At 40.4% G+C, this 15,699-nt stretch carries 10 protein-coding genes; 6 read left to right on the forward strand and 4 right to left on the reverse strand.

Annotated features, from left to right (window positions below; translation table 11 throughout):
• Positions 1 to 8: 8 nt before the first annotated feature.
• Positions 9 to 1,763 carry a DUF885 domain-containing protein gene (locus GARC_RS23885; RefSeq protein ID WP_007625413.1) on the forward strand — a complete coding sequence of 585 codons (1,755 nt, stop codon included), beginning with the start codon at positions 9 to 11 and terminating at the stop codon, positions 1,761 to 1,763.
• Here GARC_RS23885 and GARC_RS23890 read toward each other — a convergent pair whose 3' ends face one another.
• The 4 genes from GARC_RS23890 to GARC_RS23905 form a co-directional block, all read right to left on the reverse strand.
• Positions 1,764 to 2,234 carry an EVE domain-containing protein gene (locus GARC_RS23890; protein ID WP_007625414.1) on the reverse strand — a complete coding sequence of 157 codons (471 nt, stop codon included), beginning with the start codon at positions 2,232 to 2,234 and terminating at the stop codon, positions 1,764 to 1,766.
• A gap of 56 nt (positions 2,235 to 2,290) precedes the next feature.
• Entirely contained in the window at positions 2,291 to 4,240 is a 1,950-nt protein-coding gene (locus tag GARC_RS23895) for a phytase (RefSeq protein WP_007625415.1), read from the reverse strand.
• 2 nt (positions 4,241 to 4,242) lie between these two features.
• On the reverse strand, positions 4,243 to 5,202 hold the full coding sequence (locus GARC_RS23900; RefSeq protein ID WP_226989317.1) for a purple acid phosphatase family protein: 960 nt from the start codon (positions 5,200 to 5,202) through the stop codon (positions 4,243 to 4,245).
• Positions 5,203 to 5,289: 87 nt separating this feature from the next.
• Entirely contained in the window at positions 5,290 to 7,983 is a 2,694-nt protein-coding gene (locus tag GARC_RS23905; RefSeq protein ID WP_007625419.1) for a TonB-dependent receptor, read from the reverse strand.
• A 334-nt stretch (positions 7,984 to 8,317) separates the two neighbouring features.
• Here GARC_RS23905 and GARC_RS23910 point away from each other — a divergent pair, with 334 nt between their 5' ends.
• The 5 genes from GARC_RS23910 (at position 8,318) to GARC_RS23930 (ending at position 15,567) form a co-directional block, all read left to right on the forward strand.
• Positions 8,318 to 9,241, forward strand: coding sequence for a GGDEF domain-containing protein (locus GARC_RS23910; protein ID WP_007625424.1), 924 nt, complete (start codon positions 8,318 to 8,320; stop codon positions 9,239 to 9,241).
• Complete coding sequence (locus GARC_RS23915) at positions 9,238 to 10,251, forward strand: AraC family transcriptional regulator ligand-binding domain-containing protein (protein ID WP_007625426.1); 1,014 nt, start codon at positions 9,238 to 9,240, stop codon at positions 10,249 to 10,251. Before GARC_RS23910 ends, GARC_RS23915 begins: the two co-directional genes overlap by 4 nt.
• Positions 10,252 to 10,338: 87 nt before the next feature.
• Positions 10,339 to 11,028 carry a translesion DNA synthesis-associated protein ImuA gene (imuA, locus tag GARC_RS23920; protein ID WP_007625428.1) on the forward strand — a complete coding sequence of 230 codons (690 nt, stop codon included), beginning with the start codon at positions 10,339 to 10,341 and terminating at the stop codon, positions 11,026 to 11,028.
• A 25-nt stretch (positions 11,029 to 11,053) separates the two neighbouring features.
• Positions 11,054 to 12,472 carry a Y-family DNA polymerase gene (locus GARC_RS23925; RefSeq protein ID WP_007625430.1) on the forward strand — a complete coding sequence of 473 codons (1,419 nt, stop codon included), beginning with the start codon at positions 11,054 to 11,056 and terminating at the stop codon, positions 12,470 to 12,472.
• Complete coding sequence (locus GARC_RS23930; protein ID WP_007625432.1) at positions 12,472 to 15,567, forward strand: error-prone DNA polymerase; 3,096 nt, start codon at positions 12,472 to 12,474, stop codon at positions 15,565 to 15,567. Before GARC_RS23925 ends, GARC_RS23930 begins: the two co-directional genes overlap by 1 nt.
• The last annotated feature ends 132 nt before the right edge of the window (positions 15,568 to 15,699 follow it).

Genomic DNA, 15,699 nt, shown 5'->3' on the forward strand with positions numbered 1-15,699 from the left:
ATAAAAGTATGAAAAAGTTATACTATTTATTGATATTGAGTCTTTTATCCAATGTGTGTGCAGCTACAGAATCAAAAAATTTACAGCCTCTGCTTGATGAAATTTGGCAGTATGAATTATCCATAACCCCTGTCCAAGCAAGTCGGCAAGGGATACATCACTTTGATGATAAGTTGGCGGATATTTCTCCTAAAGCGCTAGCGAAACAAGACATTCGATATCGCGAATTCCTGAAAAACCTATCCCATTTAGACAAAGCCGAATTAAATAGGGCCGAGCAAATCAGCTTGTTAATTCAGCAAAGACGACTGCAAAATCATGTCGACCAATACCACTTTAATGACCATTATATGCCACTTACAGCTGAGTCAGGCTTTCATAGTGATTTAGCCTTTTTACCTCGCTCTAGCCGTTTTAAAACCTTAGTTGATTATCAAAATTACTTAACACGCCTTGAACAGTTTCCTACTTATTTTGAACAGCAAATTAATTGGATGAAAAAAGGCATTCAAACCGGCTTAGTGCAACCTAAAGTAGTGCTGCAAGGTTTTGAAAATTCGGTCAAAGCCTTTATCCAAGACTCACCTGAAGACAGCGTGTTTTACGCACCCTTTGATAATTTTCAGGGAGTTAACATTGACTCTATTCAACAACAAAATTTACGTGAGCAAGCTGGTTTAGTTATCAATAATCAGGTGTTTAGTGCTTACCAAACATTTTATGATTTTCTAACTACTGAATATATTCCTAAGAGTAAAATTGATATTGCCGCCAAGTCTTTACCAAACGGTTTGGCTTACTATCAAAATCGTAGTGATTTTTATACCACCACTAAAATGTCGGTGAATGACATTCATTCCTTAGGTTTAGACGAGGTAAAACGCATTCGTGGTGAGATGCAGACTGTCGTCGACCAGTTGGAATACAAAGGTAATATCAACCAGTTCATCCAATATTTGCGTACTGACAAAAAGTTTTATGCGCAAACAGCAGATGAGCTGATCAAACAAGCCTCATATATCGCAAAAAAAATAGATGCCAAACTACCGCAACTATTTAATTATTTACCTCGTACTCCATACGGCGTCGAAGCAGTGCCTGAAAACATCGCACCAAAATATACAACAGGCCGTTATATTTCGCCCACTAAAGATGATCAACCAGGTTATTATTGGGTGAATACCTATGCCCTAGATAAACGCCCCCTATATGCCCTAACTGCATTAACATTGCACGAAGCAGTACCGGGTCATCATTTACAAATATCATTATCCAGAGAAATGCAGGATTTACCTGAAGTAAGACGTTATACCTATATCTCCGCATTCGGAGAAGGTTGGGGCTTATATTCAGAATTTTTGGGTAAAGAGGTCGGGATGTATACCGATCCCTACGATGAATTTGGCCGCTTAAGTTATGAAATGTGGCGAGCTTGTCGTTTAGTGGTAGATACAGGTATGCATATAAAAGGTTGGTCTAGACAGCAGGCCATAGACTATATGTTGGAGAATACCGCCCTCTCTGAACATAATGTTACAACCGAAATCGATCGCTATATTTCCTGGCCAGCACAAGCCTTGTCCTACAAAATTGGGGAACTAACGATAAAAAGGCTACGTATTCAAGCCGAGGAAGCACTAGGCGATAATTTTGATTTGCGGGCATTTCATCATGCGGTGTTAGAACATGGCTCAGTTCCCTTGTCTATTTTAGAAGAAAACATTCAGGGTTTTATTAACCAACGTAAAAAACTATCGCACTAGCTAACTTGCCTCTTTACAGCGACTTAATAAATATTCAAATTCTGATTGCTGCACTGGCATAATGGATAATCTATGGCCTTTTTTTACTAAGCCTATTTCGGTGATTTCCGGCATACTTTTTATTACCTTAAGTGGCAATAGTTTAGAAAATTTTTGCTTAAATTGAATATCTACCATCACCCATCTAGGGTTATCTGGTGATGACTTGGGATCGTAATATTTAGACTCAGGATCGAATTGTGTGTGGTCCGGATACGCCTCTTTAACCACTTGGGCTAAACCAACTATGCCAACATCTTTACAGCTAGAGTGATAAATAAACACCTGGTCACCTAGCTTCACGTTATCTCGCAAAAAATTGCGCGCCTGATAATTACGAATACCGTCCCAATGCTCAGTTTGATTAGACATATTTGCCAAATCATCAATACTGAAGGCATCGGGCTCAGTTTTAAATAACCAATTCTGCATGACTTGCCCGCCCTTAATTTGTAATCAGCAAATACCAAGCAAACATATACTCTTGATTAGCGCTTTTCAAGCCAGCTGTCTATTAAACCTTGAACCTGGCGAGCATCCACCAGCTTAAAGTTTTGCGGGGCCATAGGTAAACGATTTCGACCATCTTGCACCACTAGAAGCCCTGCTGGCAGGTTTGCGCCCAATGGATATGAAGTAATAGCTAATCCATCGGTTTCAGATGCGCCATCTAATCCTAAACTGATGTTCATACCAATTTTAAAACTGCCAAGATATTGGTTGTTCTTATCCAAAGCAAACACGCCATAACTGTCGTTACCTTGACTAGAAGCAAACAAGAAACGTTGTTCTTTGTAACGATATATTCCCATGCCTTCAACATCGGCCACAAATGTTTGATTGGTTTTAATAATAAGTTTACTTGCTTCTTCTATAGGTTCTGCGGAAACTTGCCATACGCCGATGGCCTCTTCACCATAATAAAGTTGTTGATTTTGATCGTCTACCACACAACCTTCAGGTTGGCTTGGTGCATAGAACTCTCTGACCAATTTACCGGAGATGTTGCCGGCATCTTGTTGTAACAAGTACTGCTGAAAGTGCCCATCTGTACCATTCACAAACACATAATACTGGCTACCATTGGCATACATACACAAACCATAGACATCATCGATAGCTGTTTGAATATCAGAGATATGAACCATGTAACCTGTATCAGGCTCAATAGAAAAAACACTAATAGACTTAGTGCTACGGTTGCTCGCAGTAGCAATATCGACAAGCTTGCCGCCTAACTCCATGCCGTAACGAATATCCACATTATTCACTCGACCTACATTTAGTTCCTGCAGTAAGTTACCTTGTAAATCGTACTGTTTTAGGCCTTGTTTTTTATTGGTCCCTAACACTCGGCTTTTAGCACTGTCTGCAAAATTTATCCATATTGCGGGATCATCGGCTGCGTCACCATAGGCTGCCATAGCTGTACTTTGAGCATAAGGTTGCACAACAGGCATAGAGGGATGAACTTGTGGCTTCGCTTTTTTAGGGATTATCAACTCAGACGTGAAATACTTGGCTGTTTCATCATCAAAGATACCCAGTGTAAGTTGGTCGCCCTGTTGCAGGGCGCTAACACTTTCTGGCGTATGTGATCCTTCAAGTGATACAAACCTTGCTTGATCATTGTTGTGGATATCAACTAACCAAACACCTTGTTGCTCTGGCGCACTGACTAGTAAGTCACCTGAATCTAAAACCTCGATATATGTCACTTCACTATTAATTGGTCCATGGGGCTGAGTTGCTATAACCAACTCTCGAGCTAATTCAGATTCGTGGTCGGCAATGTAACGCCATACTCCAATATTTTCTTCTGCTATATAAAGTGACTGGGAGCGATCGTCTACTGCACAAGATTTGGTTTGGGGTGCACCAATAAAGGTTTGTACAACTAAATCTGTTAATACATGCTGCGTTGCATCAACAACTATTCGTTGAGCAACCTGCCCTAAGGCATCTGTGGTAAATAACGATAAATGCCCTTGGGGCATTTGATACCAACACAGGCTTTCTATTTGAGCTGATGGCCTTTTAAATCGGGTTAGCTCTGACAATTTCTTAGTTTTCCAATCTAATTTTATGATTAGCACTTGCCCTAAGTTACTGTCTAAGGCTGCAATCAAGCCAAATGTCTGATCGCCAACTTGTATATTATCTCGCCAATCGAGTAGCTCAATATGGCCTTTAACACTACTTAGTTGATTACCTTTTTTATCGGTTAACAACACGCCTAATGTTTCACTGCTGAGCAACCAATATTCTTGCTGCTGATAACGAATGGGCTTGGCTACTTTACCTGCAATATCGCTATTATTTTCTAGCGCTTTTAATGGCGCAGATACAAGCTTTTGAACTGAATTAGTAGGCGCTTGGCAAGCACTTAACAGTACCAAAAACACACAGTATAAAATGGGGTATAGAATAGATTTCACACTTAATCCTTATTAATACTATATTGATACAGCACCTTGTTTTTATCAGAAATAAACTGCACTAATAGCTCATTGTCACTCACAGATACAGAAGCGAACCCTGCTGTAGCTTCAGCAAAACGGGTAAAGGATCGTTGGGCTACTTTTCTTAGTTCAGAGCCAGCACCAGAGACAAAATGCTGCACTGTGGTGCCTTTAGGTTGGTTGTGTTGCAAGTCATGCTCATGCCCTGCGAAGTAAGCATCAATCTTATGTTTTTCAAAAATAGGTTCAAGTACACCGCGTATTTCAGAGGTTTTACCGTAACGTTTACCACTTGAATACAAAGGGTGATGACCAATCACGATTTTCCACTTAGCAGTAGATGCAACTAATTGTTCTTCTATCCAAGCGAGTTGTTTAGCCCCATCTTGTTTTTGCGTTTCAGCATATTTTGCTACATCTTTATATTCAGGGTTGAGGGGATTAGTATCAATAAATAACATCAGTACTTTTTCACCACCATCAAGTTCAAAGCTTTTAGCATAATAACTACTGGGGAAGACCCAACGACGGCTAACATCCGTGTAGTCAATTTGAGCTTGCCAATTTCCCCTATAATCGTGATTACCTAAAGTGGGATACCAGTTTTCAAACAAATGTGGACCATGATAAATATCTTCAAAAGAGCTTTGCCAATAGGGGTCATCAACCGATGCTACCCCATTTGAATAAAAGTTATCACCTGTGGTGGTAATAAAATCAGCATCTAGTTGCCACATGGCTACATCCATCATCTCTGCAACAGGTATTTGCTGATAATGACCATTTCGCCCCCAATCACCTAGTACCAAAAAGTTAAGACTATCTTCTGGTACAGACAACCCTTGAATTTGGTGGGTCTGATAATAAGACTCATCGTGTACGGGCTTTGCGTAGCTGGGTGAAATAGTGATACATGCAATAACAAAAAAGATACCAATTAATCGCACTTATATTCTCCAAATAGATAAACTAACGCGCCTCTTAGGCGCGTGTTTGTTGTCACCAAAATGTGTAGCTTTAGTGAATTACAACTTCCAATTAAAACCTAACTCAAACGTACGGCCATACTCTTCATATTGAGCGTTGACACTAGGTTGATCGAAGTAATGATAGAACGGCTCATCTGTTAGGTTAATTGCGTTGAAATACACATGCATATTAGGGTTAATGAAGTATTTACCCATAAAATCCATTTGCTGATGCTTATCTTCCATTCTGATTAGGTCACCATCTATCTCTTCAAGGTTTTCACTTTTGTAAGTCATAGTGAGTCTGACACTAACATCTTCACTTTCGTAACCTACAGTCAAGTTTCCAATTCGGTCAGATTGATTTGGCAAAGACGTTTCATAACGTTCGCCATCTAATAAGGTTACGGCTTCAGAACTAGTGAAGGTGCCATTAGCACTCAGTAATAAACCATTGTCGAAACCTTTTACCCAAGATAATTCAATACCACTCACACTTGCTGATTCACCATTGATAGGCTGCATAACTTCATCAAAACCTTCCCAACCATCGGTGCCTGCAACATCAGTAATGATAACGAAGTTATCGATACTTTTATAAAAATACCCTGCAGACAAAATACCAATGTCCCCAGGGTAGTACTCTAACGCTAAGTCGATATTGTCTGCTTCATAGGGTTCAAGATCAGGATTGCCTACTTCTGCTTCACGCTCAGTGACAAATTCACCATCATCTTCTTCTGTTTTAGATTCAATGATTTGAAAAGCCGCGGAGTCTTCAAATTTGGGACGTGAAATCGTTTGAGTAAAAGCGGCGCGGCCTATAAGTTTGTCATTAAATTCATAACGTAAATTGACGCTAGGCAATAGATGCGAATAACTTTTAGCGCTTTCCCATAGTGTGTTAACAACTTCTTCTATATCGGTTGCTTCATTTTCGATTAGCTCTACCCGCATACCAGAGGTACTAAAGTCAGTGTCTTCGTATCGTAATCCGGCGACTATGCGTAAATTTTCCAAGTCGATTTTACCCATAAGATAAAGCGCTAAGATATCCTCTTGGTTTACGTATGACGCACCGTTTGATTCGACTTCTGAATCAAGATCTGCGATTTCAAAAGCGTTACTTTGCTGTCCATAATATTCACGCATAAATGAACGATCTAAACCCGGGCCAAAATCCCCTAATCCCCAATCGGGAGTAGATGATGCAAAAATACTAGGATCAATATCATCAAAATCACCGTCATAAATTATGATATCAGCATCAGCTGATTTCTCACGGCTACGGTATTTTCCACCAAACTTGAACTCAACTTGATTGGCTTGCCAATCAAAGTAACGAGTAAAATCAGCCTTAACCATAGTTTCACTATCTTCAGCGTGATTTTTTTCAAAACTGACTTCGTCTAACTCATAATTACTCAAGTCCATAGCAGCAGCTTCTTGAGTCACTGTGGGAATTGGCCCCGCCATATCTGAATCGATTTCTATGCCTTCACCCACTAAGGTGTAGTACAAAGCGTCTGGCTCATCTTCATCTGCTTTGGAGTAACCCACTTGATATTCAATTAACCAATCTTCAAGTTGGTGCTCACCACCTGCAGTAATAGACAAAATACTCTGGGTTTCTTCGCGATCTTTACTACCGCGCTCAATTTCAGAGTCTGCACCATCAAACACAAAAGTATTTGAGAGTCTAAATTCATCATCCGCAAAGCTGCTGTATAAGGTACGCAGATAATATTGATTGTTCATGTCTGGACGAAAGTCTAAGTTAACAGCACTACCTATACGCTGACGACTAATTGAATAATAACGTTGCTCTACTTCATCATCGCCATTTGATTCAATGTTATCTGAGCCAAAACTACGATCGAAGTAAGATAAGGCCGCAGCTACCCCTACTGTGTCAGTCAACATAGTGGTTAGGCTGCCTGAAATTTTAGGGCTAATTTCATCACGTAGTTGATTTTGACTTGCCTGCACAGTCAAACTTGCAGAGGTCCCTTTTTTGTCAAAAGCGCTGAGACTTTTTACTTCTATTGAACCGCCTATGGCATCACCGTCCATATCTGGGGTGACAGATTTTGATACCTCTAAGCTTTGAATAAGCTCTGAGGGGATCACATCAAGAGCAACAGAGCGCACGCCGCCTTCAGGAGAAGGTACATTCACACCATTAATAGTGACGTTATTCAAGTTAGGATCGATACCACGAATACCAACAAAGCGTCCTTCACCTTGATCTCTTTCAATAGATAACCCAGGTAAACGTTGTAACGCTTCGGCAGCATTTTGGTCCGGGAATTGGCCAATAGAGCCAGCCGACACTATAGATTTAATGCTATCAGACATTCTTTTTTGGTTAAGTGCACTGGCTTTACCCGCTCGTTGCCCGTACACAATTATATTTTCCAGTGATGCATTAGCAGCCGCTAATACCACTGCTTGTTGCAAGGTTTGTCCAGCGCTAATTTGAATTGGCAATTCAACTGTTGGTGCCCCTAAGTACTGAACCACTAGGGTATAGTTACCTTCGGGTAGATTATTAAAGCGGAACGACCCATCACGACGAGATACAGCACTTGCCCCAAGCTCTTTAATTTGAATATCCGCCCCTTCAAAATAGCTGGTTTGGCTTTTGTCCGTTAGAACGCCTTGTAATGCACCAACTTCTTGCCCTAGTGTCGATGTGCTGACCAATGCAGTTAAACAAGCTATGGCTAAGGTAGATTTAATCATTTTCATAATAGGTTCTCGTTCCTGTCATCTTTTTTAATAGTCGTATGGCGAATCTGCAATCTTGCTCGGACAGACACGCTAGAGAAGAGGCATGACATATTTATGACGACATCGCTGATAAATGGCTTGATAAGACTGCATCACTGGCTATTCAGTATCTTGTTACTCGTTGTTTGAGCTAATTTGACCTCCTATTGAGCCCCCAAGAACTCTAGGTTCGGGTGATTTTATTGGCCAACATAGAAAAAGACCTTCATCTATCTGTCATTTAGTTGAGCCAAAATGACCCCGTTATGTTTTTTCACGTAACGACATACTATTTGCAGTAAGAGGATGACCGATGAACTTATCTTTGTTAGCTCGCCATTCAACGCTTTTTTCGGTGTTGTGTGGTTCGTTTGCTGTGTCTACTAGCCTAAGTATTGGTCTAGGGCAACTGAAAAACCTATCAGACATATCTTGGTTAGATGTTCTCGGAGAAGGCAGTGTTGGGTTACTATCTATTGTGTGGGTGTTTTTTTTATTAATCAGCCGCCCACCCGGCAAAGTGACATCAGCCTTAGTAATCGGATTATGTTGCTTTCTTTTTTCAGCTTCTCTGGATTTCTATGATGAATTTTTGACCTATCAAGATGCAGCCACAGGTTTGAGTATGTTTGAGTCAATTCCTGCGGCTATTGGCATGTTCATTATGAGCTATGCGTTATATCAATGGCATCAAGAGCAACTGGTACTCAATCAACAATTACATAGCCGTGAACATGATTTGCGTCAACATGACCAAATTGATTTTATTACCAAGCTCTATGGTGCTGATTATATGCGGGGCCAAATTAACAACAAGCTTATAGCCCCTCCTCACTCTGACTTTTCTATTGTCATGTTAGACATTGACAACTTTGACCAATTTAATCGTAAGTTTGGGCATGCAGAAGGCGATAGATTACTGCGGCAGATATCTGAATTAATCATTATGAACTTACGTTCATCCGACTTAGCCTGCCGTTATGCTGGCGATCGGTTTGTACTGTTATTACCCAACACAGGCCAAAAATTGGCATTAGAACTCGCAGAACAAGTGCGTCAAGCCATATTCCACTTAGCTTACAAACCCTATCAGCACCCACAAGCGATATATCACAATTTAACCTTTGCAATTGACTCAGTAAGGCCAGGAGACACAACTGACAATATTATTGACCGAGTCAATCGAAGTCTTGATGCATCAAAACAATTACTCTATCCAAGTGAAGTGGCATTATGAAAGTCTCTGCTACTAAATTTTTATGCTTAGAAGATAAATACATACCGGCCCATCAGTTAGCCGCTAGTGTAGTCGATTATGCAGTGTCTCGAGGTGTCAATAAACACAAACTATTACGAGGCACCCGTATTTTTATAGAGGATCTCAAGTCCGACAAAAAAATCAGTCTGGGACAATTATTACAATTGCTCACCAACGTCAGAACCCTAACACCTGGCTATGATTGTGCGTTTCAAATTGGTAGACGTTTATTCCCCAGCAATTATGGTGCAGTGTCTAATGCGTTATTACATAGTCGGGATTTTGCTCAAGCTCTAAAAATCCTCGGTTTATTACGCATGCAAATCTGTCCATTTTTTGATGGCACAAGTTATCAAACTAGCCAACGCCAATATTTACTTATTAACCCAGCATTAAACTGCCATACACAAGTGCAGTTTTTATCAGAAATCTATTGCAGCGCTTTGATTTCCGCGACTAAGTTACTCTTTGGGCAACGTATCCCCATGTATTTTAGTTTTCCTTTTCAAAAACCTAAATACATCCAAGAATACGAGGGAAACCTTGGTTATAGGTTGTCCTTCTCTCAACCTATGTTCAGCATTAGCTTTGAAAAAAAATGGCTGACAACACCTTGTCTACAAAGAAGTGATGGTTTAAGAAGTTATGCAGTCAAACAGGCGAAAATGCAAAATGTCCCTAAACAAGGTTTTTTACAAACCGTGCGTAATGAAATCAACAAAGACAGACAAACCAACTTAGACAACATTGCTAGGCAATTTTCCATAAGCCCTGCCACCTTTAAACGTAAGTTAAAGTTACATAACACACACTTTAAACAATTACAGGATGAGCTAGGTAAACAACAGGCAACTTACCTATTACAAATTCAACAGTTTAGTAATGAGCAAAGCGCCCAGCTGATGCAGTTTAACGACATTCCCAATTTTCGGCGTTCAGTCAAACGCTGGACAGGCCTAACACCAAGCCAATTGAGATTAACTGAATAGAGCTAATCACTGCTGATCTATCACTAAAACTTGCATCTTTAGATATCACAAATATACTGTACATAAATACAGTATATTTGTGATCTTATGCACCCTACTATTTCTTACTTAAAAAATAAAAATCTGCTTTGGCAGGCTAATCACACTCAATCTATCGATAACGGACAACACACCGGATTTAACGAGTTAAATAAGGCGTTGCAAGGAGGATTTCCTGAGTATGGCGTCATCGATATTCGCAGCCAATTAGGTATTGGCGAGCTGCGCTTATTATTACCTAGCATTCTGACTAGGCAACAACAAAGACAAACAGAATTAGTCACATTGATTGCGCCACCTATGTGCATTAATAGCGAAATGTTAGCTGAATTTGGTTTTGCGCTTGATCAAGTGATGGTAGTACAACCTTCATTAAATAAGCAGGTATTGTGGAGTACAGAGCAGAGCCTCAAAAGCGGCTGCTGTCATAGCGTGATTTTATGGCATGCTTCGTTGTCGGTAACCCAAGTCAAACGTTTACAACTAGCAGCAGAAAAAGGTCGTAGTTTACTTTTTATCATACGTCAGCCACAGCAAGAACACATATCTTTACCCGTCACCTTAGGAATTCGGCTCAGCCCCTCAAAAGTAGGTATACAAGCCCAAATAACTAAACGTAAAGGCACTTGGTCTAATGGCTCATTTAACATCTACATGGGGGCTTATTGGCCTGAACTGAGTCAGTCTGAAGACACTAATGTGCTGGCGTTTCCCTCTCGTGTATGTCGCACCGGTTAAGACGTCACTTTTAGTAAAAATCATTATGCAAAAAATTTGGTTATATGTGTATTTTCCTAATTTACAATTAGATGCTCTGCTACAACAAAATCCTAGTTCAAACTTGCATACACAAGGGTATGTGATCCTCGACGAGCAGACGAACCAGGTATGTCAGCTCAATCATGCAGCTTATCAGGCTGGCATACGTTTAGGCATGGGATTAGGCACAGCTGCCATGTTAAAAGCAGATTTACAGGTCATCCCTTACCAACAAAAAATCACTAAAAACAGACTGAATGATATTGCCCAAAACCTCTATTTAGTGACAAGTGACATCTGCTTTTTTAACGATAATGGTTTGTTATTGCAGGTACATAATATGCTTAATTTGTATGGAAATTTAACATCTTACTGGCAGGTTGTGCAGCAGCAACTGCTCGGACAGCAGGTACATTTTCATTACGCTACAGGGCATTCCCCCTTAGCGGCTAAATTACTGGCTATCACGGCTTGGGATCAGATAACTGACAATATTCAGACAATCAAACGAGCCATCCTACAAGCATCATTACAGCACACTGATCTTACCGTTAAAGCCGTTAAAAAATTACAGCGAGTAGGTGTGCATAATATGCAAGATTTACTTAAAATCTCCCTTGCTGACATAGCCAAACGTTTTGATATTGAAGTCGCTACTTATATTGGCAAAATCACTGCGCAGATAAATCATCCTGTCAGTTTTTTTCATCCCAAAAAATCTTTTGATCGTTTTATTGAGTTGTTATACGACATCGAAAATATACAAATACTACAGGCGCCACTAACGCAACTTTTGCAAGGTTTAGAACTATTTTTAAAAACACGAGATTTGTTAACCCAAACATTAGTATTCACCCTTAGCCAGAGGGATGAAAAATCTATTGAGCTAAAGGTTCACTCCCAACAAGGTGAATATTTGGCTAAGTCTTGGGCAGTATTAATATCTTTAAAATTAGAAAATATCACACTCAGTGCGCCTGTTTTTGCGATCCGCTTAATAGTAGAAAACACCTATATCAGAACGCCAGATAAAAGTGATTTATTTGCTGGTAACCAAGGTAGACTGTCACGCTTACAGTTGATATCTCTGCTCCAAGCAAAACTGGGAGAAGCAGCGGTATCTAGTCCCACATTAACCAATGATTATAGACCAGAACAGGTAATTCAAAACGCCGAAGGGCTCACTAAAGCTATACAACCTTTTAAACTTTATGCCTTACGACCAAGCTTTTTATTGACCCCTCCTCAACTTTTGCAAGAAAAAGTATCCATTGCTTTTGGACCAGAACGCATAGAAACAGGTTGGTGGGACGCAAAACCTATCATTCGAGACTACTTTATAGCCCGCAATCAATTGGGTCAGTGGTACTGGGTATTTAAAACCCCAAAAGGTGATTGGTATTTACATGGTGTGTTTAGTTAATGACCACAAAACATCATTATGCTGAATTATTCTGCCAAAGTAATTTTAGCTTTTTGTATGGCGCTTCACACCCACAAGAGTTAATTAAGCAGGCTGATTTTCTCGGTTATCAAGCGATTGCTATTACCGATGAGTGCTCAGTGGCAGGAGTTGCCAGAGCACACACTGCCATTAAGGAGCTCGACCTTAATATCAAGTTAATTGTCGGCAGCCTATTTCGTTTTGATGAAGAGTTGGAGTTGCTTTTATTGTGCCCCGACAGAGTCGCTTATGCTGAGTTATGTCGCATCATTACTAACGCTCGCAGGCGTGCGCCCAAAGGTCAGTATCAATTGAATAAATGGGATTTGCGCGGGGTCAAACACTGCTTAGCCATATGGTTACCTAATGGCGATCAAGATATAGATAATTATTGGGGAGCCTGGCTTAAAAAGCATTACAAAAACAAAGTATGGCTTGGTTATCAGCGACATTTATTGGCTAACGAACACCGCTATTTAGTTCATGTAGAACAGCTTAGCAACGAACATCAAATCGCCATCTGTGCCTGCGGCGGCGTACTGATGCATCATCAACAACGTTTACCACTGCAACATGCCCTCACGGCTATTCGTAAAAGTAAACCAGTGTCAGTATTAGGTCGCCAATTATTGCCTAACAGCGAACGTTACCTACGCCCTGTTAATAAACTATCCACCTTGTATAAAGCTTTATGGCTAGAAGAAACCCTAACTATTGCCAACTTATGCACTTTTAACTTGGCGAGTTTGCGTTATGAATACCCTAGCGAACTAGTACCTGATGGAAAAACGGCTTCAGGGTATCTTCGAGAGCTTGTCATCACGGGTATGCGTTTACGTTTTACGACAGGTGGCAGGCTAACCTTTACTATCAAGCGGATCATTGTTAAAGAATTAAAACTTATCAAAGAGCTAGAATACGAGTATTTCTTTTTAACCATTTATGATGTAGTGCAATTCGCTCAAAAACAACAAATTTTATACCAAGGTCGAGGTTCAGCAGCCAACTCCATAGTCTGTTATTGCTTACAAATCACTGCGGTCGATCCGAGGCAAATATCAGTATTGTTTGAACGTTTTATTTCCAAAGAACGTCAAGAAGAACCGGATATTGATGTGGACTTTGAGCACGAAAGGCGCGAAGAAGTCATTCAATATATTTATAAAAAATATGGACGTGAAAGAACAGCCATAGCGGCAACCGTCATTACTTACCGACATAAAAGTGCAATTAGGGAAATAGGTAGAGCATTTGGCATTAACGAAAGCCAGCTAGATTTTTTCATAAAAAATATGAACCATCGAGATATGGAGTTAGGTTGGCAAGCACAAATTACCGAACTAGGCTTTGATCCCTCATCATCACAAGGCAAACAATTTGTAAGTCTGGTTAATGAAATAAAAGGCTTTCCTCGCCATCTTTCACAACATGTGGGAGGCTTTGTCATATCCCAAGGCCCACTCTACCATCTAGTTCCTATAGAAAATGCTGCCATGGAAGATAGAAGTGTAATCCAGTGGGATAAGGACGATCTTGAAAGCTTAGGGCTTTTGAAAGTGGATATACTGGCGTTAGGCATGCTCACCGCCATTCGTAAATCTTTTGCCTTAATCAAACAGCATTATCAGCATAGTTTTAATATTGCTCAGATCACGGCAATGGGAGACGACAAACAGGTTTATCGGATGATCCAAGATGCTGATACAGTGGGGGTATTCCAAATCGAATCCCGTGCACAAATGAGCATGTTACCTAGGCTCAAACCAACTACCTTTTATGATCTGGTGATCCAAATTGCCATTGTGCGCCCAGGTCCTATTCAAGGAGGAATGGTACATCCCTTCCTGAAGAACAGAGCCAATCCCGAACTCATTGAACACCCGTCGCCAGAACTAAAAGAAGTATTAGAACGTACTTCTGGTGTACCCATTTTTCAGGAACAAGTGATTAGGATTGCTATGGTAGCCGCTGGTTTTACAGGTGGAGAAGCAGATCAATTACGCCGCGCTATGGGCAGTTGGAAGAAAACGGGTGAACTAACAAACTTTAGGGAGGCGCTCATAACAGGGATGTCACAAAGAGGCTACACCCTCGAATATTCAGAACGTATTTATAAACAGATATGTGGTTTTGGAGAGTATGGTTTTCCCGAATCTCATTCAGCATCCTTCGCAGTATTAGCTTACGTATCTTCCTGGTTAAAGCACTATTATCCTGCAGCTTTCTATGTGGGTTTATTAAATAGCTGGCCTATGGGATTTTATTCTCCAGCACAACTGATCCAAGACGCTAAGCGGCACGATATAGTGGTTTTACCCATATGTATCAATACGTCCCAGTACAACCATACTTTGGAATACCAGAATGCAGATTGGGCTATAAGGTTGGGTATGCGCCTAGTAAAAGGTACAAATAATAAAGATATAGAGCAGCTTATCCAACAACGACCAGAGTCTGGTTTTACTGAAATTAATCACATTAAGCGTTTAGCATTGCCCCGCCATATTATCGAAGCACTTGCCAGTGCCAATGCATTCCATACACTTTGCGATAATCGTTATGCAACACGTTGGTTATTAATGGATACAGAAAACGATTTACCTCTATTCAGTCAACAAAGATCGCTTCCAATCACTAATATTCCCAGCCTAAATGCAAGCCAAACTCTATTAGAAGATTACGCATCCACTAGTTTAAGCCTATTTACACACCCTATCGAGTTACTAAAAGAAGCAAACTTGTTACCCAAGCACACTCAAGCAAATGAATTACACCTAAAAGCACATCAAACAACTGTTAGCGTGATCGGATTAGTCATTAGCCGACAAAAACCGGGTACATCCAAAGGAGTCACATTCATTACCCTTGAAGATCATACAGGAAACATCAATGTAGTCGTCTGGCTAGCAACCTCAAGAGAACAGAAACAGGCTTACTTAAAGTCGACCATATTGCAGGTAAATGGAATATTAGAGCGAGGAGACGGAGGTGTTATACATATCATAGCTGGAAAACTTAAAGATTTAAGTCACTTGCTACTAGAACTGAACACCAAATCCCGTAATTTCCATTAGTTTCCAACCACAAAAAAAAGCCACCTTATGCAGGTGGCCTTTCTTCTAAATGGGAGTCTGACAATGTGCGACCTACATGGATGTAGGAAGTGCAGGTTTTGCAGCAGCAAAAACCTGTCTACTCTCGCAGGA

The organism is Paraglaciecola arctica BSs20135 (genome assembly GCF_000314995.1).
GTDB classification, from domain to species: domain Bacteria; phylum Pseudomonadota; class Gammaproteobacteria; order Enterobacterales; family Alteromonadaceae; genus Paraglaciecola; species Paraglaciecola arctica.

What these genes read in the sequence shown, in the direction of transcription:
- GARC_RS23925 (WP_007625430.1), top strand. Translation starts at nt 11,054, where the DNA reads ATGCAAAAAATTTGGTTATATGTGTATTTTCCTAATTTACAATTAGAT.
- GARC_RS23910 (WP_007625424.1), top strand. Translation starts at nt 8,318, where the DNA reads ATGAACTTATCTTTGTTAGCTCGCCATTCAACGCTTTTTTCGGTGTTG.
- GARC_RS23930 (WP_007625432.1), top strand. Translation starts at nt 12,472, where the DNA reads ATGACCACAAAACATCATTATGCTGAATTATTCTGCCAAAGTAATTTT.
- GARC_RS23890 (WP_007625414.1), bottom strand. Translation starts at nt 2,234, where the DNA reads ATGCAGAATTGGTTATTTAAAACTGAGCCCGATGCCTTCAGTATTGAT.
- GARC_RS23885 (WP_007625413.1), top strand. Translation starts at nt 9, where the DNA reads ATGAAAAAGTTATACTATTTATTGATATTGAGTCTTTTATCCAATGTG.
- imuA (WP_007625428.1), top strand. Translation starts at nt 10,339, where the DNA reads ATGCACCCTACTATTTCTTACTTAAAAAATAAAAATCTGCTTTGGCAG.
- GARC_RS23915 (WP_007625426.1), top strand. Translation starts at nt 9,238, where the DNA reads ATGAAAGTCTCTGCTACTAAATTTTTATGCTTAGAAGATAAATACATA.
- GARC_RS23905 (WP_007625419.1), bottom strand. Translation starts at nt 7,983, where the DNA reads ATGAAAATGATTAAATCTACCTTAGCCATAGCTTGTTTAACTGCATTG.